This is a genomic window from Mesorhizobium sp. M6A.T.Cr.TU.016.01.1.1, from assembly GCF_003952585.1.
GTDB classification, from domain to species: Bacteria; Pseudomonadota; Alphaproteobacteria; order Rhizobiales; family Rhizobiaceae; genus Mesorhizobium; species Mesorhizobium mediterraneum.
In genome coordinates this window covers 531,329-556,445 of sequence record NZ_CP034452.1, presented here as the reverse complement: position 1 = coordinate 556,445, position 25,117 = coordinate 531,329, and the positions used below count along the sequence as shown (strand labels likewise).

Sequence of the window (25,117 nt, the reverse complement as noted above, 5' to 3'; positions counted from 1 at the left end):
CATGGCGTTTCATTCATTCAACGGTCGTTTTGTCGCGGGTCTGGCCCTCGCTGGCTTTATGCTTACCGCCGCCGGCTGCCAATCAGGCGGCAGTAGCATTCTGGGCTTCGGAAAAAAGGACACGACACCGCCACCACCTCCGGACCCGAAGGTTCTTTCCAGCCAACTGCTGGCCTATTGTCCGAAAGTGACGCTGCGCGACGGCACCGCTTTCTTCAACACCTATGCCAAGGGCAACCAGAAGCCCAAGAAAAAAGCCGCCGCTCAGGACGCCGAGGCTGCTGTGCTCGACGCGAGCAGCGATCAGCAGGACGATTCGGCAAAGGTCATCTATCAGGCCTCGATCACCGATGTGACCCGCGACTGCAACCGTGCCAACGGCTCGCTGACGATGAAGATCGCCGTCGCCGGCAAGGTCGTTCCGGGACCGATGTTCAGCCCGGGCACGATCACAATGCCGATCCGTATCGCAGTGATGCATGGCACCGAGGTGCTTTACTCGCAGCTTCATCAACATCAGGTCCAGGTTACCAATCCCTCGAGTGCCACCCAGTTCGTCTTCACCGATTCGAACGTCGTCGTTCCCGAGCCCACTGCGCAGGACTATCAGGCGTTCGCCGGCTATGACGAAGGCCCGGCGAAGAAGACCGACAAGAAGATTGCCGCAGCCGAATAGCGGCGGCATTGGGGCCGCCTCCGGTCGGAGGCGTATGCATCACGCATCCGACCATTCCGACAGGGCGGCGATCACGCTTTTCAGTTCCGCCCAGCGGCGGATGACCGTTTCGGCGCCGGCCTCGGTCAGCGCGTCGGCATGCCCGGGATAGCTGTGCGCCGCGCCGGTAAAGCCGATAACGCGCATGCCGGCTGCCCTGGCGCCGGTCACGCCATGCACGGAATCCTCGATGACGAAGGTGTTGGCCGGATCGGCCTTGAGCTTTGCCGCGGCAAAGAGAAACACGTCTGGGGCAGGCTTGGACTTTCCGCTCGGTGTTTCCAGAGAGGAAAAAATCCGGCCGTTGAAAAACGGCAGCAGATGCACCTTCTCCAGCATGAATTCGATCCGCTCGGAGCGAGAATTCGAGCAGATGCAGCGCGGTGCAGTCACCGCGGCGACCGCCTCGTGCACCCCGTCGATGGCGCGCACATCGCTGCGCAGCCTGCGGTCGACCAGGTCTTCGGCGCGATCGATCAGCGAGGCCTGGAACGGGATGCGGGACTTCTCCTCGACCCGCATCATGATGTCCTTGAAGGTCAGCCCGGCATAGGTTTCGGAAATCTCCTCGGCCGATATCTCGTAACCGGCCGATGTCAAAAGCTCGGCTTCGATGCGCGCGGCGATGATTTCGGAATCGACGAGCACGCCGTCGCAATCGAAGATGACAAGGTCTGGCTGGGGCATTGGCGATCCGGAAAGCGGGAGGGAGGAGGCTGAGACGCTCAGGCGGCGCGGCATACACCAACAGGCCGGCCTTCGCAAATTACCTGTGGTCCGAACCCTCAACCTTCATCGAATATTTACGCTGATCGGTAACCATAACAGGGAGTAAACAGTAACGCGTGCTTTGGGTGTCACAATGTCTGCCGTGCGTCTTCTCGACGACCTTTCCCATGCTCCCCAGCAGTCCGAATGGCTGGATACGATCCTGAAGGGCGATTGCGTCGCCGCGCTCGACCGGCTGCCCGAAAAGTCCATCGACGTGATCTTTGCCGATCCGCCCTACAATCTGCAGCTCGATGGCGATCTGCACCGGCCCGACCAGTCCAAGGTCGATGCCGTCGACGATGACTGGGATCAGTTCGCGAGTTTTGAGGTCTACGACGCCTTCACCCGCGCCTGGCTGCTGGCGGCGCGCCGCGTGCTGAAACCGAACGGCACCATTTGGGTCATCGGCTCCTACCACAATATTTTCAGGGTCGGCGCCAAGATGCAGGATCTGGGGTTCTGGATCCTCAACGATGTTGTGTGGCGCAAGACCAATCCGATGCCGAATTTCCGCGGCCGTCGCTTCCAGAACGCCCATGAGACGATGATCTGGGCCTCGCGCGATCAGAAGGGCAAGGGTTATACCTTCAACTACGAAGCGCTGAAGGCGTCGAATGACGACATCCAGATGCGCTCCGACTGGCTGTTCCCGATCTGCACCGGCGGTGAGCGCCTGAAGAACGAAAATGGCGACAAGCTGCATCCGACGCAGAAGCCCGAGGCGCTGCTCGCCCGCATCATGATGGCCTCGACGAAGCCCGGCGATATCGTCCTCGATCCCTTCTTCGGCTCCGGCACCACCGGCGCGGTAGCCAAGCGCCTCGGCCGCCATTTCGTCGGCATCGAGCGCGAGCAGACCTATATCGACGCCGCCAACGAGCGCATAGATGCAGTCCGGCCGCTGAATGGCGCCGATCTTACCGTGCTTACCGGCAAGCGCGCCGAGCCGCGCGTTGCTTTCGTCAGCCTCATCGACACCGGGCTGATGTTGCCGGGTGCCACGCTTTATGACGCCAAGAAGCGCTGGGCGGCCAGGGTACGCGCCGATGGCACGGTGGCGATCGGCGACAGCGCCGGATCGATCCACAAGATCGGCGCGGAAGTGCAGGGGCTGGACGCCTGCAACGGCTGGACCTTCTGGCACTATGAGCGCAGCGGCGGCCTGACCCCGATCGACGAGCTTCGCCGCATAGCCCGTCTTGGCATGGAGCGGGCAGGGGCCTGACGACGGATTCTATGGATCCGTCATGTTAAAGCGGATTATCGATCGGCCTGTCGAAGTGATTCAAATCACACTCTGATCCCCAGCTCTCTAAGGTCCGCCTTGAGCGTCTTGGCGTCGGTGAACAGCACGGACTGCCAGCCGGCCGCCTTGGCACCTTCGACATTCTTCTGGCTGTCGTCGATGAACAGCGTGGCCGCGGGCTCGAGGCCGAAGGCGGCGACGTGATGATCGTAGATGCCGCGATCAGGCTTGATCAGGCCGATCTCGCCCGAAATGGTCACCCCGCGCGGACGGTTGAGGAAATCGAAACGCTGCCGGGCTTCGGCGAGCGTATCGGAGGCGAAGTTGGTCAGCATGGTGACGTCGTGGCCGGTGTCGATCAGCTTCTCCATGATCTCAACGCTGTCCGCATAGGCGTGCGGCACCATCTCGTGCCAGAGGCGGCGGAAGCTGCGGATGTTTTCGGCATGGTCGGGATGTTCGGCGATCAGCAGGGCTTCGGCTTCCTCCCATGTCCGCCCTCGATCCTGCTCGATGTTCCAGTCATGCGTGCAGACATTGTCGAAGAACCACTTTCTCTCCTCGGCATCCGGAATGAGACGGCTGAACGGAAGGTTCGGGTCATAGTGGATCAGCACTCTGCCGATGTCGAAAACGATGTGGCGGATTTCAGTCATTCTGTCCTCATTCAATGCAATTCAATGCGGGCGCTGCTTTTTGGTCGCGCCCGGTATCGCCGCTTCGATTACCTTTTTCATGACAGTGGGTAAGGCTTCCCCGGAAATTTCATGGGCCAGTGACCAGAAATGCCCCGCCGGAGCAGCGCCTTCTGTCACCGATTTGAACACGTCGAGTTCAAGCCCGAAATGGGTAAAGACGTGGCCAATCCGCCCGGCGGGCCGCCAGTCGCCGGGAAAGGGGGCTGCCGCATCCGTGGTGGCGCCGTCAATCCGTGCTGTCCAGCCGGTCGTCGGCACCTCGGTCATGCCGCCGAGCAGGCCTTTTTCCGCACGTTTTCGCAAAAGAATGGCGCCGTCGGCCCTGACGGCGACAAAGGCGGCGCCACGCCGCAATGGCTTTTCCGCCTTCGGCAGGCGCACCGGAAAATGCTCGGGGTCGCCCGAGACAGTGGCGCTGCAATCGTCTCGCAGCGGGCACAGCATACAGCGCGGCCGGCGTGGCGTGCAGATCGTCGCGCCCAGATCCATCATCGCCTGGGCGAAATCGCCCGGTCTAGTCGCTGGAACCATGCGCTCGACATAGGCGCGTATGTCTCCCTTGGCTTCGCTTAGCGGCGTGGCGATCGAGAACAGCCGGGAAACCACACGCTCGACATTGCCGTCGACGACCGCGGCTGGCTGGTCGAAGGCGATCGCCGCGATCGCCGCCGCCGTGTAGGCGCCGATGCCGGGCAGCTCTCTCAAGGCAGCTTGCGTATCCGGAAACCTGCCGCCTTGCCGTGCGACGAGATCGGCGCAGGCCTTTAGATTGCGCGCGCGGGAATAGTAGCCGAGCCCGGCCCAGGCCTTCATGACATCTTCGGTCGGTGAAGCGGCCAACGCCTCGACATCCGGCCATTTCTGGACAAAGGCCCGGAAATACGATTTTACCGCTTCCACCGTGGTCTGCTGCAGCATGACTTCGGAAAGCCAGATGCGGTAGGGATCGGGACGCACCCCGCGTGCCAGCTCGCGCGGCGCAATGCGCCACGGCAAGTCGCGGTGATGCGCGTCGTACCAGGCGAGCAGGCGGGACGCGATCTCGGCGCTCTCCCCCGATGCAGCCTTGCTGCTATCGTCGGACGCAGCTTTGCTGCTGTCTCTAGACGCGGCTCCGCCGCTGTCTCCGGATGCGGTCTTGCGGGTCTGGTCGTGCAGTGCCATTGATCGAGGACAGGCCTAGCCGATGCTTGGTGAAGGTCGTGACTGGAGAGCGCACATGGCAGGGAAAAGGCCCTTCGGCAATCCCGTTCCGGTGAGTGATCTCGCAACCCAGATCCTCGATCCGGTGTTGCGCAAGCGGGCCGGCATGTCGATCGGGCTCGTGCAGTCTTGGGAGGAGATTGCCGGGCCTCGGCTCGCCAGCCGTTCGCGCCCTGAAAAGATCCAGTGGCCGCGGCGCATGCATGAAGACGATCCGTTCGAGCCGGCGGTGCTGGTCATCGCCTGCGAAGGCATGGCCGCGCTCCATCTGCAGCACGAAACCGGCGAGATCATCAACAGGGTCAACGCCTTCCTCGGCTTCAACGCTATCGGCCGGATCAGAATCGTGCAAAAGCCGGTGACGGCGGACAAGGGGCGGCCTAAACCAAGCTTCCGGCCGCTGACTGCGGCCGAGAAGGTGAAGCTGTCAGGCACTGTCGGAATGATCGAGGATGACGGGCTGCGTGCTTCGCTGGAGCGGCTCGGCGCCACCATTCTCGGTCAAAAGAAGGTATAATCTCGCACTTTCGTGATCGCGCACACAAAGTTTGGCGATTGGAATGGGGACGGCGATGCCTTAATTCGCGCCAACTCTCGCCTTTTCTAGTCTTTGCATTGCAAAATCCAACTATTGTCAGGTGATTCGTATGACCCGTCCTTTGTCCCGCAGAAACCTCCTGTCGTCGCTGGCCGCCATTCCGGCGGTGGCTCTGCTCGCCGCCTGCAGCGACTCGGGCGAGAAGGCCGTCGCGCAGGATGCGGCTCCCGCCGATGCGATGAAGCCGGCCGATCCGGCGAAGCCGGCAACGCCGGCCGCGGTCAAGGCGCCTGAGGCCCAGGGCACGGTGGACATGGCGGCCTTGCTGAAGCCAGGCGCGCTGCCCGACGCGCAACTGGGCAAGGACGACGCGAAAGTCACAATCGTCGAATATGCCTCGATGACCTGCCCGCACTGCGCGCATTTCCACGAAACCACCCTCCCGGAGCTGAAGACGAAATATATCGACACCGGCAAGGCCCGCCTTATCCTGCGCGAATTTCCGTTCGACCCCAGCGCTGAGGCCGGTTTCATGCTGGCGCGCTGCTCCAAGGACAATTATTTCCCGATGGTAGACGTTCTGTTCAAGCAGCAGGCGAACTGGGCAGGTGTTGCCAATACCAAGGATGCCCTGCTGCAAATCTCCAAGATGGCCGGTTTTACACAGGAGTCCTTCGAGGCCTGCTTGACGGACCAGAAACTTCTGGACGATGTGAGGTCGGTCCAGAAGCGCGGCGCCGATGAATTCAAGGTCGACTCGACGCCGACCTTCTTTATCAACGGAAAGACCTACAAGGGGGCGCTGTCGATTGAGGAAATATCGGCCATCATCGACCCTCTGCTCTGACGTTTCCGCAGCGCCGAAGCGGCTGCGCTTCGGCGTGCGCAGCTTTTTGCTGTGCCGCGGATTCTCTTCGCAAAACCGCGGAACACTTTTGCGGAACTTGGCTATGGGGCGGCGCGAATGAAGTTCTCGCGCCTTCGCCTGCTCGGGTTCAAGTCCTTCGTCGAACCCGGCGAGTTCGTCATCGAACGCGGCCTGACCGGCATCGTCGGGCCGAACGGCTGCGGCAAGTCGAACCTTGTCGAGGCTTTACGCTGGGTGATGGGCGAAAGCTCGTACAAAAACATGCGCGCGTCCGGCATGGACGACGTCATCTTTTCCGGTTCCGGAACGCGTCCGGCCCGCAATACCGCCGAAGTCACGCTTTTCCTTGACAACAGCGACCGTACTGCGCCCTCGGCCTTCAATGATGCCGATGAGCTGCAGGTTTCGCGCCGCATCGAGCGCGAGGCCGGTTCGCTCTACCGCATCAACGGCAAGGAAGCCCGCGCCAAGGACGTGCAACTGCTTTTCGCCGACCAGTCTACCGGCGCGCGCTCGCCTTCGATGGTCGGGCAGGGCCGCATCGGCGAGCTGATCCAGGCAAAGCCGCAGGCGCGCCGCGCGCTTCTGGAAGAGGCGGCCGGCATTTCGGGCCTTCACACACGCCGCCATGAGGCCGAGCTGCGGCTGAAGGCGGCCGAACAGAATCTGGAACGGCTGGACGACGTCGTCGGCGAACTCGAAAGCCAGATCGAAAGCCTTAAGCGCCAAGCCCGCCAGGCGTCGCGCTTCAAGAACCTGTCGGCCGATATCCGCAAGGCCGAAGCGACGCTGCTGCACCTGCGCTGGACGCTGGCCAAGACGCAGGAAGGCGAGGCCCGCTCGGCGCTGGCGATCGCCACGGCGCTGGTCGGCGACCGCGCCGCCGCCCAGATGGCTGCCGCCAGGGAGCAAGGGATCGGCGCGCACCGGTTGCCGGACCTGCGCGATGCGGAAGCCGCCGCCGCTGCCGCCTTCCAGCGCCTGTCGATCGCCAAGACGCAGATCGAGGAGGAAGCGGGCCGCATCCGCGCCCGCCAAGTGGAACTCGACCGCCGCCTCCAGCAGCTCGACGGCGACATCACTCGCGAGGAGCGGATGGTCCGCGACAATGCGGATATCCTCGAACGCCTCGCCACCGAAGAAGCCACGCTCAATGCCGAGAATGCAGGCGCCGCCGAGCGCGAGGCCAGTACCCGCGCCGCGGTCGAACAGGCAGCGTCGACGCTTGCCGCGAGCGAAGCCAAACTCGCCGGGCTGACGGCCGAACGGGCGGAGGCCGCCGCCTCCCGCAACCAGATCGAGCGAACGCTGCGCGATACCGCTGAGCGCCGCGACCGTTTCGCCCGCCAGCTCGCCGATGTCGACCGGGAATTGTCCGACATCGCCTCCAGGGTCGCCGGCCTGCCCGATCCCGCCGAAAAGCAGCTTCTGGTCGAACAGGCGCTGGCGCTGCTGGAGGAGACCGAAGCCGCGGCGATTGCCGCCGAACAGGCTGTCGCCGAGGCGCGTACGGCGGAAAGCGCCGCCCGCCCGCCGGTTCAGGATGCGAAGGCCGAGCTGGCGCGGATCGAAACCGAGGCCCGCACGCTGGCCAAGATCCTGAATGCTGCGAGCGGCGACCTCTTCCCCTCCGTCCTGGAGCAGATCAGCGTCGAACGCGGCTACGAGACGGCGCTGGGAGCGGCCCTCGGTGAGGATCTCGACGTGCCGCTCGACCGCAGCGCACCGGTGCATTGGGGCCAAAGCGAGGTCCAGCCCGGCGACGCCGCTCTGCCCGAAGGCATCAAGAGCCTTGCCAGTATGGTGCGCGCGCCGGCGCAACTGGCCCGCCGATTGGCGCAGATCGGCATCGTCGAGGCCGGCGACGGAAAGCGGCTGCAGGCGCTGCTCGCCCCCGGGCAACGGCTGGTAAGCCGCGAAGGAGCGCTCTGGCGTTGGGATGGGTTCACCGCCAGCGCCGACGCGCCGACCGCGGCCGCGCAGCGGCTGGCGCAGAAAAACCGGCTGGCCGAACTCGACGCCGAGGCGGTCGACGCGATCCGCATCCTGCGCCAGGCCGAAGAGGCTCTCGCTCATGCCGAGCAGGCGCTTACCCAGGCGAGCGAGGCCGAGCGCTACGCCCGTCAAGCCGGGCGTGATGCCCAGCATGGGCTGGACGCCGCCCGCAGCGTGCTGGCCGAGGCCGAGAAGGCCGGCGGCGAGCTGTCGAGCCGACGCGCAGCACTTGACGAGGCGCGCGCGCGCATCGTCGACAGCCATGAAGAGACGGCGGCGGCCTTCGTCGAGGCGGAGATGCTGCTGCAAAGCGCTCCCGATCTCGGTGATCTCCAGTTGCAGCTCGAACAGTCGGCCGCCAACGTTGCTCGCGACCGCGCCACCCTTGCCGATGCACGCGCCGTCCATGAAGGCTTGAGGCGGGAAGCCGAAGCGCGAACGCGCCGCCTTGAGGCCATCGGCGCGGAACGCCGCAACTGGCTGGCGCGTGCCGAAAACGCCTCGACGCAGATCGCCGCACTCGGCGAACGCAAAGCCGAGGCCGAGGCCGAGCGTGAAAGACTGGCCGACGCACCCGATGAGATCGACGCCAAGCGGCGCGCTTTGCTGTCGCAGCTTGCCGAAGCCGAAAGTCTGCGCCAGGCAGCCGGCGATCGTTTGCAGGAGGCGGAGAACCGGCAGTCCGAACTGGACAAGGCCGCGACATCAGCAATCCAGTCGTTGGCCGAAGCGCGCGAAACGCGCGTCCGCGCCGAAGAGCGGTTGACCGCAGCCGACGAAAGACGGCTCGAGGTCGAGGCCCGCATCCAGGAGACGCTGAACACGCCGCCGCATCTGGTCATCCGCCACACCGGCCTGGAGGCCGACAGCCCGATGCCGGAGATGACCGAGATCGAGCGCCAGCTCGACCGGCTGAAGATCGAGCGCGAACGGCTGGGCGCCGTCAATCTGTGCGCCGAGGAAGAACAGAAGGAACTGTCCGACCGGCTGGAGACCATCGTTTCCGAACGCGAGGACATCATCGAGGCCATTCGCAAGCTGCGGCAGGCGATCCAGAGCCTGAATCGCGAAGGCCGCGAACGGCTGCTGGCTGCCTTCGACGTGGTCAATGGCCATTTCCAGCGGCTGTTTTCGCATCTGTTCGGCGGCGGCACGGCGGAACTGCAACTGATCGAGTCCGACGATCCGCTCGAGGCTGGTCTCGAAATCCTTGCGCGGCCGCCTGGCAAGAAGCCGCAGACGATGACGCTGCTTTCCGGCGGCGAGCAGGCGTTGACGGCGATGTCGCTGATCTTCGCCGTGTTCCTGACCAATCCCGCGCCGATCTGCGTGCTCGACGAGGTCGACGCGCCGCTAGACGATCACAATGTCGAGCGTTTCTGCAATCTGATGGATGAAATGGCAGCCACCACCGAGACGCGCTTCGTCATCATCACGCACAACCCGATCACCATGGCCCGCATGAACCGGCTGTTCGGGGTGACCATGGCCGAGCAGGGCGTGAGCCAGCTCGTGTCGGTCGACCTGCAGGCTGCAGAGGCCCTGCGCGAGGCGAGCTGACGCGTCGACTAGACCGCTTGTCGGTAGCGCTTATAGGGACTCTCGGTTGTAGCACGAACTGAAACGGTCGGTTCCGTTCATTCGGATGTAGCATTTTGATGTTGTGCATGATCCTTTCCGAAATCGATCTCGATTTTGCGATCATGTGCCGGCATATGCGTGGAGAACCTTGTTGCCTATACTTGTCACTGGAGCCGCGGGATTCATTGGCAGCCATGTTTGCCACTACCTCCTGAACAGGGGGGAAGCAGTCGTCGGCGTCGACAACATGAACGACTACTACGACCTGGCGCTGAAAAAAGGACGGCTCGCCCGCCTTCAGCCTGACAAGAAATTTTCATTTCATCAGATCGAGATCGCCGAACAGGGCGCGCTCGCTACCGCTTTGGCCGGGCAAGGCATAACCAGGATTGTCCATCTCGCTGCTCAGGCGGGTGTGCGCCATTCGCTCGACAATCCGCGCCTCTATGTCCGTTCCAATGTCGTCGGCCATCTCGAAGTGCTTGAATTCTGTCGCGCGCAGCCCGCATTCGAGCATCTGGTCTATGCCTCGTCGAGCTCGGTCTATGGGGGCAACCGCAAGGTGCCGTTCAGCGAGACCGATCAGGTCGACAGGCCCGTCTCGCTCTACGCCGCCACCAAGAAGTCAGATGAATTGATGAGCCATACCTACGCCCATCTCTTTGGGGTGCCGCAGACCGGCTTGCGGTTTTTCACCGTCTACGGTCCCTGGGGCCGGCCCGATATGGCCTATTGGATATTCACCAAGGCGATGCTCGAGGGCAAGCCGATCCGGGTGTTCAACAATGGCGAGATGTGGCGGGATTTCACTTATGTGGACGATGTGGTGAGGGCGGTCGTTGCCGTGCTCGACCAGCCGCCCGTGGCCGAGGTTCCGCCGAGCAGGGTTTACAATGTCGGCAACAACCGGCCGGTGCGGCTGGGCGATTTCATCGACACTCTGGAGAAACTGCTCGGTGTGAAGGCGATCCGCCACAGCGAGCCGATGCAAAGCAGCGACGTCGAGCGGACCTATGCCGACATGACCGCCATGGAGCGCGATTTCGGCTTTAAGCCGAGCGTTTCAATCGAAGACGGGCTGAAGAAATTTGTCGACTGGTACCGGTCGGAATGGGCTGCGGGATCAACGACAAGATGATGGCGGCCTGAGTATCGTCATCGCCGGGTTCTCCGCGCGTCAGCATATACCGAAGAACTTGCCGGTGATACGCGCCACGTCCCACCGAGGCTCCGTCGTCTGCATTGTGACGTGGCCGGTTTGTAGCCTTGAGCCTCGCGCCATAACCAGCCCAGCTCGATCATCGCCTCAGCCCGGCCATGAAGGCCTTTACTCTGGCGGGGTCGACCTGGTTCCACCAGACGCCGTCATGCTTCAGCGCGCTGGCGATGATGACGCCATCGACGATGCCAAGAATATCGTTTGCATTGTCGGGCGTCACGCCGCTGCCAACCAGCGTCGGTAGGCCGGCAGCCTCTTTGATCATGCGGATGTAGCTCAGATCCGCAGCGTGCCCGGTGCGCTGACCGGTCGCTATGATGGCATCGGCATCGAAGAAGACCAGATCCTTGACCAGTTCCTCCACCGGGCGGTCGGCAACGATCGCGTGCGCGCCATGCTTGACATGAGCATCAGCGAAAATGCGGATGCCGTTGGCGCGCAGCTTGGCGCGGTAGCGTGCTGCGCGACCCGACTCCCCCTCGACAAAACCCTCGTTGGCGACATAGGCATTTGCCCATTGATTGACGCGGATGAAGCCCGCGCCAGCGGCACTGGCGATGGCAAGGGCCGGGATCGCGGCGTTAGCGAGCACATTAATGCCGACCGGCTTGCCGAGTTCGCGGCGAATACGGTCGGAGATAACAGCCATATAGGCCGCTGTCTCCGGCCCAATATCGTCAGGTTTGGCAAAGGGGATGTCGCCATGATTCTCGACGATCACCCCGTCACATCCGCAATCGAGATAGGATCTCGCATCATCGAGGCCCCGCTGATAGATCGCCTCGACCGCCTCGCCGTCAAAGCGCGGCGCGCCAGGAAGCGGCGCAAGGTGAACGACGCCGATCACCACCTTGGTGCGGCCGAAAAGTTCTACGAGCGCGTCGCCGCCTGATTGGCCGAGTTGGGTCATGAGAACTCCGTTTGATCGATGAGCGCCGCCATTTCAGACGCGGAAGGACAGGATATCAGTGTGCCCGGGCGAGTCACTGCAATTGCCGCCGCCGCGAGCGCGAACTTCAGCGCTGAGATAACCGACATTCCCTTGGCAAGCCCGCCGGCCAGACAGCCGCAGAACACATCGCCGGCACCGCTGGTGTCGAGCGCTTCGACGCGCGGCGCCGGCAAACGACGCGGTCCTGCCTGGTCCGGGCCAAGCACGAGACAACCTTCAGCGCCAAGCGTGACCACAACTGTCCCGGCGCCTTTGGCCGCGAGCGCGTCGGCCGCGGCTGCCATATCACCCTGGCCTGTCAGTGCTTTCGCCTCGGACTGATTCACCACCAATACCTGCGCCAGACCGAAGTCAGGCAGAGCCGCCGCATCGATAGGGCTGGCGTTCAGGACGGTGCGCGCGCCATTTTGCCGTGCTGCCCGCAGGCAGGCATTTATCGCGGCGGCTCGCAGGTTTCCTTGGCAGACAAGGATGTCGCCAAACGCGATCCGGCGGGCAAGCGCAGTTTGCGCGATCGGATCGAACGCCTCGCTGCAGGCGACACCGCTGACGATGAAATTCTCGCCGCTAGCCTCAATGACGATAGTCGAGCGGTCGCTTGGCAGGTCAAATTCGCTCGCCTCGAGGTCAGACAACTCCCTGTCGAGGCGGCTCCTGATCCATGCGCCTGCGCGGTCCTTGCCGAGCGCCGTCCAAAACGTCACCGCAGCACCCGTGCGCGCGGCCGCAACCGACTGGTTTGCGCCCTTGCCGCCGAGGCCGTCGGCGTAGCTGCTGGCGTTTAAAGTCTCGCCGGCGGCAGGGAAGCGGCCGACGCGAAACATCGTGTCGACACAGGCATTGCCCACGACGTGGACGTGCATCGCTCAGCTCTCGCCGGTCGCCCAGCTCAGCATCTGTTCGAACAGGGTTTTGTAGCCTTTCCAGGCGATGAACTCCGGTGGCAGCCAATGCGGCCCGACATCGGATGTCCAGGCCACAGTGCGGCCCCTGCCATAGTGGCCGGTGACGAGCAGCGGCAGCGATCCGTAGTCCGACGACACGGTCGCCAGAACTTCCGCCCCGTCCTTCAGCGTCACCTCGTTGAAGCCGAGCAGGATCGGCCAATCCGCACCGAGACCCTTCAGGATGGGATGGCTGGACGAGCTATTTATTACAGGCGAAAAACCTTCCGGCACCTCGACGCGGTCGTCGAACGCGAGGCAGTTCACCGGCAGGACCTCCTCGACCGGCGTCTTGCGGTAACGCGCGCCGCCATTGATGCCTTGGAAGCTATAGTAGCCGCCGAACATCAAAAGCCCGCCGCCATCGCGCACGTAGTCGCGCAGCAGGCGCAAGCGGTTCGGCGTCGGCTTCGAGTGGACCCAGGTGTCGGGATGCAGAAGCAGCGTATTGGCGCCGATGTCGGAGAGCACCACCGCGTCATAGGCCGAAAGCGCCTCCATCGTTTGCGGAAAGCTGCGCTGTGCCTCATGCGCCGGCATGAAGGTCACGTCGAAGTCGGTCGCCTTCAGGGCCGTCAGCAATTCGTCCGCGCCGGTGTGATAGGTGACCGTCGGAAACTGGTCGAAACCCTTGATATGGGTCGCGGTCGACACCCAGGATTCACCGGCAAGCAGGATCTTTTTCTTGGACATTTGAACTCCGTCGTAAGTGTAAGCCGTAAGTCTGCGCTTAATTCTGCCGCGAGAACACCGCCTTCGGATTGGCGATCAGCATGCGGTCGATGGCTGGCCGCTCGACGCCATGCCGTTTCAGGCGCGGTATGAAATGCTTCAGGATATAGCCGTAGCCGAAACCGCCGAAGCGGGTCAGCATGATCTTGAGGAACACATCCTGCGACAGCAGCAGGCGGTCGCCGAAGCCGGCCTCGATAAGTGCCGCAATTGCCCGCGCGTTCTCTTCGTCTGAGGGCGACTGCGCGTCCTGATCGGCATAATAATAGTCCATGCCGATCATATCGTATTCAAGGAATGCGCCGCGCCGGGCGAGGCTTGTCTGGTAGTCGAGATCGTTGTGGCTCGGATTCATGTGGCAGAGCACGGTGTGGCGGAGATCGGCGCCCTCGGCCTCGACGACATCGAGGACCTCGTGCGCCAGCCGCTCCCAGCCCGGCAGGTGGATCGATAGTGGCACGCCCGTGATGCGCGAGGCCCGCGCCGAAGCGCGCAGCGACTTTCGTTCCTCGGCGGTAAAATCCTTGCTGACGCCGACCTCGCCGATCAGGCCGGCCAGGATCGGCGGCTGCGTCTCGCCGCCGCCGACGTCGTCGACGATGAACTCGGTCACTGCGTCGACATCCATGGTCTTCAGCCATTCGGGATGGGTGTGCTCAAGATAGAAGCCGGTGCCCATGACGATCTTCAGTCCGGACACGCGGCCGATGCGGGCGAGTTTTTCCGGCTCGCGGCCGATGCCGATATTGGTCGCGTCGACGACGGTGTGCCCGCCGAGCGCACGATAGCGCTGCAGCTCCGATAGCGCGAGATCACTGTCGTCGAGCGAAACATTGTCGCGGTTGACGTAAGGGTTCATGCGCAATTCGCCGATGATCTCGATGTTAACCGGCTGCTCGGCGAGCGCCAGGTCGTCGGGATGACAGGGACATTTCCAGGTGCGCGCGCCGTCGAGCAATATGTGCTCGTGCATCAGCGTAATGCCCATTTCTTCGACCGGAACGGGGCCGAGCACGGTCATCACATGGCCGGTTTCGACCCCGATCGCCAGCCGCTTCCTGGGAGCCGCGTCATCGAAGAGATCACTCATAGGCTCAGCGGCTCCGCATGGCGCCGCGGAACAGGCGGAAGTTCAGCCAGATGGCGATCAGGATGATCGTTCCGGTCACGATCGGCGTCAGGAAGGGCGACAGATGCGCCAGGATCAGGCCGTTGCCGATGACGGCCACGGTAAGCGCGCCGAGCACCGTGCCGACGATCGTTCCGCGGCCGCCGAACAGGCTGGTGCCGCCAAGCACGACGGCAGCGATCACTTCGAGCTCAAAGCCTTGCCCGGCATTCGAGGACCCGGATCCGAGCCGGGCAGCAATGATGATCCCCGCAAGCGCTGCCGCGGCCGCGGAAATCACGTAAACGAAAAGCGTCGTCAGCCGCGTGTTCACGCCGGCGCGCCTAACCGCTTCGGCGTTGGCGCCGATGCCGGTCACGTAGCGGCCGAACGGCGTCTCGTTGAAGGCGATATAGGCGATCGCGAGGATCGCCACCGCGATCAGCGCCGGCGCCGGCACGCCAAGCAACCAAGCGCGGCCCAGCACCGTGAAAGGGCTTCCCGGCTCGATAGGGATGGAGTAGCCGCCGGTGATCAGCAGCGCCACGCCACGGATCACCGAAAGCCCGGCAAGCGTGACGATGAAGGCCGGGATGCCCTCATAAGCCACGAAATAGCCTTGTATCGCGCCAAGCAAGGCGCCCAGCGCAAGCATGGCGATGATGACCACAGGCCATGGCAAGCCCAGCTGCAGCAGTGTTGCCGACAACGTTGCCACCAGTGCCAGCACGGAGCCGACCGAAAGGTCGATGCCACCCGTGGTGATGACGAAGGTCATCGCTGCGGCGACGATCAGCAATGGCGCCGACTGACGCAGGATGTTCAGCAGATTGGGCGACGTCAAAAAGGCGTCCGTCGCCACCGAGAAGATGACGCAAACGGCCAGAAAGAACAGCGCAATCGACACGACACTGCCATTGGCGAGCACCGCATCTCGCCATGTGCCTTCGCGGACCCTCCGAGACTGAGCGGAGTGGGTCGAAGTCACCTCGCTCATGCTGATGCTCCATCGCGATGGGCGTTGTTGGCGGAACGAGCGTTGAACTTGCGGCCCACGATCAGGTTGACGACATCCTCGATATTGGTTTCGCCGATCAGCCGCTCGGCGACGTTGCGTCCTTCGTACATGACCTGAATGCGGTCGCATACGAGGAACAGATCCTGCAGGCGGTGGGTGATCAGAATGACGCTGACGCCGCGGGCGCTCACGGTGCGGATCAGGTCCAGCACAGCCTCGACCTCGGCGACGGCAAGCGCTGCCGTTGGCTCATCCATAATCAGCACGGACGGCTCGAACGAGGCGGCGCGGCCGATCGCGATCGACTGCCGCTGTCCGCCGGACAGGTTTTCGACCTTGAGCCGCGTGTCGGCGATAACGATGCCGAGCCGGTCGAGCATCTGGCGCGTTTGCTCGTGCATGCGCTTCTTGTCGAGAAAGGAAATGCCGGCGATGCGGCGGCGCGGCTCGCGGCCGAGAAAGAGATTGCCGGCGACATCGACCGTGTCGCAGAGCGACAGATCCTGATAGACCATCTCGACGCGCGCTGCACGCGAGTCCGCAGGCGAGTTGAAGGTCACCGGCATGCCATCGATCTCGATCGTGCCGGCATCGGGAACCACCGCCCCCGAAAGCACCTTGCTCAACGTCGATTTTCCCGCGCCATTGTCGCCGACCAGCCCCAGGACTTCGCCCGGCCTCAGCACCAGCGACACGTCATCGAGCGTCTGGATGGCGTTGTAGCGCTTTGAGATGCCGCTCATCCGCACCCGATAGGTCTCGCCACTGCTCATCTTGGATCCACCGGATTTGCAAAGCGTCCGCGGCGTAGCCTCATGCGGCGCCGCGGACCGGTCATCGATGCAGTTTACTGGAACATCGCGCGGTATTGCTCGACATTGTCCTTGGTCACGATCGTCACCGGAATATTGATGATCGGCTCGACCGTTTCGCCTTTCTTGAGCTTGGTCAATGCTTCGACAGCAGCCTTGCCTTCACCGGCCGGATCCTGCTGGACGACCGCCGCCACCCAACCATCGTCAATGCCCTGAATGACCTGCTTGGTCAGGTCCCAGCCGAACACCTTGACGTCGCCGGTGCGGCCTTGGCTGGTTACGGCCGAAACAGCGCCGAGCAACGCCGGCTCGCCGGTCGCATATAGCGTCGTCATGTCCGGATTGGCGGTCATCAAATTCTCCGAAGCGCTCATCGCGGTCTCCTGAACGTTCTGGCCGTCGACCGTGTCGAGGAACGTGATCGCCAAGCCGCTGTCAGTGACCGCCTTCTTGAAACCGTCGAGCCGCTGGTTCTGGATGAACGAATTGAGTGCGCCGACAATACCGATCTTGGCAGTGCCGCCCATTTGGGATTTCACATAGTCGGCGTAGAACTTGCCGATATCCTCGCCGGCCTTGGCGTTGTCGACACCGATGAACGCAACGTTATCGCCGTCGGGGATCTGCGCGTCGATGGCGATCACGGGGATGCCGGCCGCCTTCGCGGCGGTGATTGCAGGCTTGACGCCGTTTACGTCGATGGCGACCAAAATGATGCCGTCGACTTTCTGTGTGATGTAGTTCTCGATCGCGTCATTTTGCGCGCTCGGCACATTGTTGGCATTGAAGATGACCAGCTTGGCGCCGGCGGCGTCGGCCGCCTTCTGCGCGCCCTCGTTGATCTGGTTGAAGAAGAGGGCCTGCTGGTTGATGTTGACGAGAGCGAACGTATCGGCGAACGCCGATCCCATTGCCGTCGAGCAAATGGCGATGACGGCGGCGCAACCGACGAGAAGTTTGAACGGACGCATTTACGGTTCCCCTTGCTTGCGGGCCAAACCTGTTCGGCTGGTCCCATTGGTGCTACAGGCACGAAACAAACATTCAAGAGACTTGAATGTTTGTCAACTCCTTTGAACCCGTGCGCAGGTCAGAAGGTCGCCGGCGTGTTGACCCAGAAAATGCTGGCTCTCTCCTTGCCGATGTTGCGGTAATGGTGCGGCAACTCCGACCTGAACACGAATGCATCGCCAGTGGCGAGATCATGGCTCTTGCCATCGACGATCAGCTTGATCCGGCCGGCGAGCACATAGCCGACTTCCTCGCCGGCATGCTGGATGGGACCTTCGCTCTCGCCGTCTGCCTCGATATGATGGATATTGCACTGCAGCAGGTGACCGGGCGAATACGGAATAACGCGTTCGAGCGAGATGCCCTCGCCGCGCCTTAGCGCGTCGAGCGAGATCAATGGCCGCGCGCCTGCGCGGAACACGATTGCCTCGTCGTCGTCGACCTGTTCGAACATCCAGCCGATATTGGTCTCGAGAACTTCGACCAGGCGGTGAAGCATAGGCAGGGATGGCGAAGCCTTGCCGTTCTCGATCTTGGACAAAAGGCTTTCAGAGCAGTTGGCAGCTGTCGCCAGCGTCTTCAGCGTCATGCCCCGTGTCTGGCGGGCGAGGCGCAACCGCGTTCCAAGCCGCGCGGCATTTAGGGTGGCGTCCATTTCGGACTCTGGCCGTCGCCGATCGATTTTGTTCATCCGTTCGCCAACCATTCAACAGTCATTGGACAACTGTCGCGCGAGCAAAAGACAGCGGCGACCGATTTGCAAGTGGTGATCTGTCAATTTCGACGCTGCAGTGCCCCGACCAGGTTTTGATAACACGGATAAAGCAACTCAGCGTCAAAAACACTCGCCAACGGGCGAACGGACGGTGATGCACGAGGCGCCACAGCGATATCGGCCGTGCCTCGATAAACCAGCGCTGACTGGAACGAAAAGCTTTCCTGCGTTGTTCTCCAACCGTCCTGACGTTCGATGAGGCTGGTTCATACGCCGGCCAAGGACAATCCTCCGGCAGGCACGCGAAGAAGGGATGGCGAGGCAAATGGATCCCGACGATCTCAACACAAAACGGATCGTCACCGTGTTCGGCGGAACAGGCTTTCTCGGGCGAAGGATCGTGAAGCGGCTCCTGGAAAGGGGTTTTACGGTCCGCGCTGCATCCCGCCACCCGGCTCGCGTAAGCCAAGTTTTTTCCTCGACTGCAAGGATGCCCGAAGCCGTCGAGGCGGATATATTGGATGCGTCCTCGATCGGCTCGGCCATTGCCGGATCACAGGCCATTGTGAATGCTGTCAGTCTTTACGTCGAGCAGGGTGCCCAGACGTTTGAACGGGTGCATGTGGTAGCCGCCGCTGATCTCGCCGCCGCGTCGCGCGCCGGCGAGGTTGACCAGTTCGTCCAGATTTCGGGGATTGGCTCCGATCCTCAATCGGATTCGAATTATATTAGGGCACGTGGGCAGGGAGAAATCGCCGTGGCGAGCGCATTTCCCGGCGCTTTCATTGTGCGTCCCGCCGTCATGACCGGACCTGACGACGTTTTCCTCACGACCATTGTGAGGCTGATACGCCTCCTGCCGGTCTATCCGCTGTTCGGCGACGGCAGCACACGGCTTCAGCCGGTCTATGTGGCAGATGTCGCGGAAGCAGTGAGCCGGCTGATCGACGGGCGAAACCATAAGGGTTCATTCATATTCGAATTCGGTGGCCCGCGCATCTACACCTATACGGAGCTGCTGCGGGAGGTCGCCCGGCAGCTCGACACCCACATCAGGCTGATGCCGGTGCCGTTTGCGGCGTGGGACGCCTTGGCTGGCCTCGCGGAACTCCTTCCGGCCGCGCCCATAACGCGTAACCAGGTCGATCTTATGCGGCACGACAATGTGGCAGCAATCGGCGCGCCGGGCCTGAAGGAACTCGACATCGAGCCGCGGGACATCGACGAGGTGATCCGCTTGATCGAACGGCGCGCGTGATGCCGGCTCGCGCTCTTCTCCTGCTTAGCAAGACTCTACGACCCTGACGGGAACCTATCGCGATGCGGCGGGTTGGTCGAGCGCGAGCCAATGAAGAAGGAAAAGAGCCATGGCCAAATGCGACCAGTGCGGGAATGACTACGACAAGGCTTTCGAAGTGAAGCTAGCCGAGGAGACCTATACGTTCGACAGCTTCGAATGCGCGATCCAGAAACTTGCTCCGATGTGCCCGCATTGCGGATGCCGGATCATCGGACATGGCGTCGAACAAGATGACATCATCTACTGCTGCGCCCATTGCGCCGCGGAGGAAGGTGCAAGCGCGCTGACCGATCGCGCGCCTTGAAGCAACGCAACCAGGAACATCGCCCTCAAGGGCCAGGAACATCGCTCGGCACGGGCTTATTGGCGAGCATGGAAGTTCAGCATTGAGAAGCGTGCTAGCAAAGCCGTGATCAGCGAAAGCAACTAAAAAGCGGGTTGGCCGTTCTGATCAGCCGCCCCGCTTTTTAGTTGCTTTTCGCTGAATTGGCGGCGGGGCATCCGAACATGACTACGCCGCAAATTCTGTCGTTCGCCGTTACCTTCGTGATGATGGCAGCGTTCGTTTGGGGTCGATATCGATATGATCTGGTCGCAGCTGCGGCACTGTTGCTTGCACTCGCGGTTGGCATTGTGCCTTTTGACGAAGCCTTCAGCGGGTTCAGCGACGATATCGTGGTCATTGTCGGCAGTGCTCTTCTGGTGAGCGCGGGCATAGCACGCTCGGGCATCATGGAAGTCGCCATCAAGCGCTTCGTTCCGAATTTATCGGGAGTTCGGTCGCAACTGGCGCTGTTGGTGATCGTGGTCACGATCCTGTCTGCCTTTGTTAAGAATATCGGTGCGCTCGCTATCATGATTCCGATCGCCTTCCAGTTCGCGCGCCGGTCGAGCATTTCACCCTCGATATTCCTGATGCCTATGGCGTTCGGGTCACTGCTCGGCGGACTCATGACGCAGGTGGGGACATCTCCCAATATCGTTGTGTCCCGTGTGCGGGAGGAACTGACCGGAACCGCCTTCACGATGTTCGACTTCACACCTGTTGGAGCTGCCCTAGCCGCCGCCGGAACGATCTTCCTGCTGCTTTTCTATTGGCTTTTACCGGTGCGCGAAAAGCTCGGCGGGTCGCTGAATGAAGCCATCGACATCAAGAATTACCTGACAGAGGCTCGAATTGTCAGCGATTCCACGGTGCTCGGGAAAACCGTCACAGACCTCATGAAGCTTTCCGGCGGCGATGCTATCGTGACGTCGATCCTTCGCAATCGCACTATGCGGATGACGCCGCTGCCCGATGCTGTGCTCAAGGTGAACGACATACTGCTGCTCGAAGGCGACCCGGAGGCGCTGGATCGCCTTGTCTCTCAGGGCAAGCTCAGCGTCACGGGCAATAGGGTCGGTGGTGACGGCACCACCAGCGAGACGGTAGCCATCGAAGCCGTAATCGGTGAAAGCTCCTCTTTGATCGGCTGGACAGCCCAGCGCCTTGCCCTTTACGACCGCTTCAATGTCAATCTCCTGGCCGTCAGCCGCCGCGGCGAGCGCCTCGACCGCAGGCTGGCCGAAATCGAGCTAAGGCTCGGCGACGTCGTCGTGTTGCAGGGCAATGCTGCGACGATACCCGAGATACTGCGTGAGCTCGGCTGCCTGCCGCTGGCAGAAAGGGCTATCCTGCTTGGTAGCGTCCGCAAGGGAATCGTGCCGGTAACGGTCCTTGCTCTCGCCATTGTGGCGACTGCGTTTGGGCTGCTCCCGGTCTCCGTCGCTTTCTTTGCGGCAGCGGTCGGGATGGTGCTTTTCAAGGTCATCCCGGTCCGGGAGGTCTACCAATCGCTGGACGGTCCAATCCTCCTTATGCTCGCCGTTCTCATTCCAGTGAGCGATTCGCTACGCAGCACAGGGGCGACGGGAGTAATTGCCGGCGAGCTTGCCAAACTGGGGACCACTCTTCCAGCGTCCGGCGCGCTGATGCTCATTCTCGTCGCTGCCATGGCCGTTACGCCATTCCTCAACAATGCCGCCACCGTTCTTGTCATGGCGCCCATCGCCGCCGCATTTGCCGGCGATCTCGGCTATAGGCCGGAAGCATTTTTGATGGCAGTCGCCATTGGCGCCGGCTGCGATTTTCTCACTCCGATCGGACACCAGTGCAACACGCTCGTCATGGGGCCGGGCGGCTACCGCTTCAGCGACTATCCGCGTCTGGGACTGCCGCTATCGTTCCTCGTCGTCATTGTTGCTGTGCCGATGCTTATGATCGTATGGCCAATGAATTAGTATGCGATGGACGGACCAATCCGGCTCGACCTTTCGACGGCCGGCGAAAACAACCCCTCGCTGCCAATTCGAGAAGGCTGGCACATCAGCACATCGAACATGGACCCCGCGTATATGATGGCCATGCTTTGGTATCCCGATCGCCGGCGACGGATTGTTAACCACACCGGAAGCACAACACTGCCAGAGGTGTGCTTGACCGATCAAATGGCGTGATGACCATATCTCGATAGAGGGTAGTCACCCGAGCGCAAGCGGTTACAATTGGCGATCAGATCAGTTATCAACCGAACGCAGGCGCTAGTGACCAATCGATTGAAAAAATTTCTGGCCCTGACGGCCGCACAACGCAGGACAGTGATCGCTGCAATGTTGCTGTTGCCATTCACTGCAATGGTATTGCAGTTGTTTGGTTTCCGACGTGCAAGAATTATACTGATCTGGATTTGCGACCTTCGAAGCGCGAGGAGGGTTGCAACTCCGTCACTCACGCTTCGTGAATCGCCGCCGCCTTCAAACGTTCCGGTTGCGGTTTGCAACCCCGACCGGCTTCAATCAATGGGCGGGGAGACCGATTTTTATGGGCAGGCACAAGAGACCGCTCGTCTGGTATCCATCGCCGCGTATCGTGGTTCCTATTCCGGCAACTGCCTGAAGCGCTCAATGACGCTTTGGTTTTTGCTGCGCCGGCAAGGCATCGAAGGAGAACTGCGCATCGGCACGCGTAAGGCTGATGGCAAATTTGAAGCCCATGCCTGGGTCGAATACCGGGGCAAGGTTCTTAACGATACGGTCGATGTTGGCGAGCGCTTTGCCGCATTCAAGCGCAATTTTGGTTGATGCCATGGGGATGATATGAGCGGCATCGCCGGGATAATTCATTTTGACGGTAAGCCGGTCGAACCCGGGTTAGTGGAAAAAATGACCACGGCCATGGCGCACCGGGGCCCGGATGGCATCCACCATTGGGTGAAGGGCTCCATCGGGCTCGGCCAATGCATGCTTCGCACCACGCCAGAGTCGCTGGAAGAAACCCAGCCGCTGACGAATGAGGATGCAAGCCTTGTCCTGGTCATGGACGGGCGGGTGGACAACTGGGAGGAACTGCGGGGGGAACTGCTGGTGCGCGGCGCCGTACTTCGAGATCGCTCGGATGCTGAACTGGTGCTGAGAGCCTATCAGATTTGGGGGCGGGAATGTTTGCCGCATATCGACGGCGATTTCGCACTGGCAATCTGGGATGCGCGGCGACAAGAGGCCTTTTGCGCCCGCGACCGCATGGGCAACAAGCCTTTCTATTACCATTGGGACGGCAAAACCCTGGCCTTCGCCTCAGAGTTGCAAGCGATCCTTGCGCTGCCTTGGATGAAGCAGGAACCCAATGAAGGCATGTTGGCCGAAATGCTGGCGGCGGAATGGTATTCCAGGGACGAGACTCTATGGAACGGTATCCTGCGCTTGATTGCAGCACATCAAATGGTAGCCGGGAACCAGGGGCCGCGACTCGAACAATACTGGGAACCGAATCTTTGGGCGATGTTGCCGTTTCGCAAGGACGAAGAATACATTGAGCATTATCGCGAATTACTGTTCGAGTGCGTCAGGCGTTCATCCCGGTCGCATCGGCCGGTCGCCATTGAGGTGAGCGGCGGGCTCGACTCCTCGGCGGTGTTTTGTGTGGCGGAACACCTGCGCCGCTCGAACAGACTGCTCACGCACGGCATAAATGGCTACACGCTTGGCTTCACGGAGGAGGAAGGCGATGCCAGCGAACTCCCCTACGCACGGGCCGTGGGCGGGTATTTAGGGCTCCGGATTCATGAGACTCCCCCTTCCAGGATGCCTCTTTCATGGTTTGCGGAACGCGCCCGGTCCGGCCGGCAGTTTCCGGGGTTTCCGAACCTGTCAATGCAGGCTGGCCTATGGCAGCAAACCGTTGCGCACGGGAGCCGCGTGACGCTAGGCGGTCACGGAGGAGATCAATGGCTGGAAGGTTCCCGGGCGTATTACGCAGAGGCACTGGCGCAAGTGCATTTGCGTACGCTCTATGACTGCCTCAAAACCGACGCGACGGCATTCGGCGCGCGACAGGCGGTGAGTTGGCTCATACGGCAGGGGTTTTTCCCGCTACTGCCAATCGCTCTCCAGGAGGGTCTCCGCCGCCTGGTTCGTAGGATGCGCGGGAGCGGGACCAGCAAAGCCTGCTACTGGCTCTCGCCGCGGATGGGGGAAGTGATCCGGATGCGTCGCGAGCTTATTCCCCCATCACACCATCGGCGAGTGCGCAGGGTCGGCCAGAGGGCGCTACTTGAGGCTCTATACGATGCTTATGATGCCCAGGCGATGGAGGACCTTGATTGCATGAGCGCCCATTGCGGGATCGAAATGCGATACCCGCTCGACGACCCCAAACTCGTTCAGTATGCGTTTTCGCTACCCGAGAGGCTGCGTCTGCGTGGAGACAGAACCAAATATATCCATATCCAGGCTTTGAAGAATCTCCTGCCGAAGCGGATTCTCGAACGGAAAAGCAAGGCAGAATTTTCTATAGTGCTCCGTGAGCATCTGGACCGGATGCAAGCCATATTGACCGAGACGATTCCCGATGAGCGTAGCACCTGGGTTGATCGGGACGGGATGGCCCGGCTATTCCGGGCTTATCGAGACAATCCGCAGGCCGGCATGGCGAAATGGATTTTGTGGGGAATTTATGGATGTCATGTAACGTATATAGGGGACTGTTAATGGGTTATATAACGTACTGTTAATCGATGCCATGTAACGTACCGTTGAAGCCGTGTAGCGTACCGTTAGATAACTTGATCGTCACATCGGTTAAATTTTCGACGAATGCTGCCCGTCAGGGTTGCGCCCGTTTTCGCTTGGTGGCAAGGTAAAATCTTGTTCAAAAGCCACCGAGAACGTCCAGATAGTTCATCTGACGGTTTCCTGAGAGATTTCCCAGTCAGCGTAAAGGGCCGAGTTAATGAAAAGCAATCTGAACGACCAGCAGACGCCATCCCACCTCACCGTTGAGAACAAAGCTGCTGAGGTAAACAAGGCGCCCTATTCGACTCCCACACTGCAGATCTACGGTTCCGTAAGCGCGATAACAAGAGGCGGTACCGGAAGCGGGCTAGATGGGGGCCCCGCCGGTATGAGTATGGTGTCCGACCCGCGCGCCAAAGAGAACGTCGTCCGTATTGGCACCCATTCGCTTGGAATCGGCCTCTATCTGTTCGACTACAAGCCTGAATACCGCGAGCAGTGGGGCCTTGGCAGGCAGTTTGGTGTAATGGCCGACGAGGTCGAGACGGTGATGCCGGAAGCCGTAAGCGTTCATCCTGACGGTTACAAGAGGGTGGACTACGGGATGCTGAGGATACGGCACTCCTCTATTCACTGAGC

General features: G+C 61.6%; 23 protein-coding genes. 12 read left to right on the top strand and 11 right to left on the bottom strand.

Annotated features, from left to right (window positions below; translation table 11 throughout):
• Window position 1 precedes the first annotated feature (1 nt).
• Window positions 2-676, top strand: coding sequence for a hypothetical protein (locus EJ075_RS02520; RefSeq protein ID WP_126103222.1), 675 nt, complete (start codon window positions 2-4; stop codon window positions 674-676).
• 39 nt (window positions 677-715) lie between these two features.
• On the opposite strand, the gene EJ075_RS02515 is transcribed toward EJ075_RS02520, so the two are convergent.
• Window positions 716-1,402, bottom strand: coding sequence for an HAD family phosphatase (locus EJ075_RS02515; RefSeq protein WP_095486159.1), 687 nt, complete (start codon window positions 1,400-1,402; stop codon window positions 716-718).
• A 175-nt stretch (window positions 1,403-1,577) separates the two neighbouring features.
• Between EJ075_RS02515 and EJ075_RS02510 the strand changes: the two genes are divergently transcribed.
• The gene (locus EJ075_RS02510) at window positions 1,578-2,711 is read left to right on the top strand and encodes a site-specific DNA-methyltransferase (protein WP_095486158.1); all 1,134 of its coding nucleotides are present in this window, start codon (window positions 1,578-1,580) and stop codon (window positions 2,709-2,711) included.
• 65 nt (window positions 2,712-2,776) lie between these two features.
• On the opposite strand, the gene EJ075_RS02505 is transcribed toward EJ075_RS02510, so the two are convergent.
• Both EJ075_RS02505 and mutY read right to left on the bottom strand, forming a co-directional pair.
• The gene (locus EJ075_RS02505) at window positions 2,777-3,388 is read right to left on the bottom strand and encodes an HAD family phosphatase (protein WP_126103221.1); all 612 of its coding nucleotides are present in this window, start codon (window positions 3,386-3,388) and stop codon (window positions 2,777-2,779) included.
• A gap of 21 nt (window positions 3,389-3,409) precedes the next feature.
• Window positions 3,410-4,594 carry an A/G-specific adenine glycosylase gene (mutY, locus tag EJ075_RS02500; RefSeq protein WP_095486156.1) on the bottom strand — a complete coding sequence of 395 codons (1,185 nt, stop codon included), beginning with the start codon at window positions 4,592-4,594 and terminating at the stop codon, window positions 3,410-3,412.
• Window positions 4,595-4,649: 55 nt separating this feature from the next.
• Between mutY and EJ075_RS02495 the strand changes: the two genes are divergently transcribed.
• The 4 genes from EJ075_RS02495 (at window position 4,650) to EJ075_RS02480 (ending at window position 10,753) form a co-directional block, all read left to right on the top strand.
• Window positions 4,650-5,150, top strand: a complete 501-nt coding sequence (locus EJ075_RS02495) for a DUF721 domain-containing protein (RefSeq protein WP_095486155.1) — start codon at window positions 4,650-4,652, stop codon at window positions 5,148-5,150.
• 130 nt (window positions 5,151-5,280) lie between these two features.
• Window positions 5,281-6,018: a DsbA family protein gene (locus tag EJ075_RS02490; protein ID WP_095486154.1), complete on the top strand. Its 738-nt coding sequence runs from the start codon at window positions 5,281-5,283 to the stop codon at window positions 6,016-6,018.
• A gap of 117 nt (window positions 6,019-6,135) precedes the next feature.
• Window positions 6,136-9,594, top strand: a complete 3,459-nt coding sequence (gene smc / locus EJ075_RS02485; protein WP_126103220.1) for a chromosome segregation protein SMC — start codon at window positions 6,136-6,138, stop codon at window positions 9,592-9,594.
• 172 nt (window positions 9,595-9,766) lie between these two features.
• Window positions 9,767-10,753, top strand: coding sequence for an NAD-dependent epimerase/dehydratase family protein (locus EJ075_RS02480; RefSeq protein ID WP_185928145.1), 987 nt, complete (start codon window positions 9,767-9,769; stop codon window positions 10,751-10,753).
• A 160-nt stretch (window positions 10,754-10,913) separates the two neighbouring features.
• Here the strand turns inward: EJ075_RS02480 and EJ075_RS02475 are convergent, their stop codons facing one another.
• The 8 genes from EJ075_RS02475 to EJ075_RS02440 form a co-directional block, all read right to left on the bottom strand.
• Window positions 10,914-11,744: a BtpA/SgcQ family protein gene (locus EJ075_RS02475; RefSeq protein ID WP_095486151.1), complete on the bottom strand. Its 831-nt coding sequence runs from the start codon at window positions 11,742-11,744 to the stop codon at window positions 10,914-10,916.
• Window positions 11,741-12,649, bottom strand: coding sequence for a ribokinase (locus EJ075_RS02470; RefSeq protein ID WP_095486150.1), 909 nt, complete (start codon window positions 12,647-12,649; stop codon window positions 11,741-11,743). The genes EJ075_RS02475 and EJ075_RS02470 overlap by 4 nt, the downstream gene beginning before the upstream one ends.
• Before the next feature lie 3 nt (window positions 12,650-12,652).
• Window positions 12,653-13,423 (bottom strand): glutamine amidotransferase, encoded by a 771-nt coding sequence (locus tag EJ075_RS02465; protein ID WP_126103219.1) that lies wholly within the window; start codon window positions 13,421-13,423, stop codon window positions 12,653-12,655.
• A 37-nt stretch (window positions 13,424-13,460) separates the two neighbouring features.
• The gene (locus EJ075_RS02460; protein WP_126103218.1) at window positions 13,461-14,552 is read right to left on the bottom strand and encodes a phosphotriesterase; all 1,092 of its coding nucleotides are present in this window, start codon (window positions 14,550-14,552) and stop codon (window positions 13,461-13,463) included.
• Window positions 14,553-14,556: 4 nt separating this feature from the next.
• Window positions 14,557-15,567 (bottom strand): ABC transporter permease, encoded by a 1,011-nt coding sequence (locus EJ075_RS02455; RefSeq protein WP_126103217.1) that lies wholly within the window; start codon window positions 15,565-15,567, stop codon window positions 14,557-14,559.
• Window positions 15,564-16,361, bottom strand: coding sequence for an ATP-binding cassette domain-containing protein (locus EJ075_RS02450; protein ID WP_126103216.1), 798 nt, complete (start codon window positions 16,359-16,361; stop codon window positions 15,564-15,566). The genes EJ075_RS02455 and EJ075_RS02450 overlap by 4 nt, the downstream gene beginning before the upstream one ends.
• A gap of 74 nt (window positions 16,362-16,435) precedes the next feature.
• Window positions 16,436-17,374, bottom strand: coding sequence for a substrate-binding domain-containing protein (locus EJ075_RS02445; protein ID WP_126103215.1), 939 nt, complete (start codon window positions 17,372-17,374; stop codon window positions 16,436-16,438).
• 119 nt (window positions 17,375-17,493) lie between these two features.
• Complete coding sequence (locus tag EJ075_RS02440; RefSeq protein ID WP_126103214.1) at window positions 17,494-18,105, bottom strand: cupin domain-containing protein; 612 nt, start codon at window positions 18,103-18,105, stop codon at window positions 17,494-17,496.
• Window positions 18,106-18,454: 349 nt separating this feature from the next.
• On the opposite strand from EJ075_RS02440, the gene EJ075_RS02435 reads away from it, so the two are divergent.
• The 6 genes from EJ075_RS02435 to EJ075_RS02410 all read left to right on the top strand — a co-directional run bounded on the left by EJ075_RS02435 (window position 18,455) and on the right by EJ075_RS02410 (window position 25,115).
• Entirely contained in the window at window positions 18,455-19,387 is a 933-nt protein-coding gene (locus tag EJ075_RS02435) for a complex I NDUFA9 subunit family protein (RefSeq protein ID WP_245458092.1), read from the top strand.
• A gap of 109 nt (window positions 19,388-19,496) precedes the next feature.
• Entirely contained in the window at window positions 19,497-19,733 is a 237-nt protein-coding gene (locus tag EJ075_RS02430; protein WP_126103212.1) for a hypothetical protein, read from the top strand.
• A gap of 203 nt (window positions 19,734-19,936) precedes the next feature.
• Window positions 19,937-21,709: an SLC13 family permease gene (locus EJ075_RS02425; protein ID WP_126103211.1), complete on the top strand. Its 1,773-nt coding sequence runs from the start codon at window positions 19,937-19,939 to the stop codon at window positions 21,707-21,709.
• A 303-nt stretch (window positions 21,710-22,012) separates the two neighbouring features.
• Window positions 22,013-22,549 carry a lasso peptide biosynthesis B2 protein gene (locus tag EJ075_RS02420; RefSeq protein WP_206437529.1) on the top strand — a complete coding sequence of 179 codons (537 nt, stop codon included), beginning with the start codon at window positions 22,013-22,015 and terminating at the stop codon, window positions 22,547-22,549.
• A gap of 15 nt (window positions 22,550-22,564) precedes the next feature.
• Window positions 22,565-24,454, top strand: coding sequence for an asparagine synthase (glutamine-hydrolyzing) (asnB, locus tag EJ075_RS02415; protein ID WP_126103210.1), 1,890 nt, complete (start codon window positions 22,565-22,567; stop codon window positions 24,452-24,454).
• A gap of 241 nt (window positions 24,455-24,695) precedes the next feature.
• Entirely contained in the window at window positions 24,696-25,115 is a 420-nt protein-coding gene (locus tag EJ075_RS02410; RefSeq protein WP_126103209.1) for a tail fiber domain-containing protein, read from the top strand.
• Window positions 25,116-25,117: the final 2 nt, after the last annotated feature.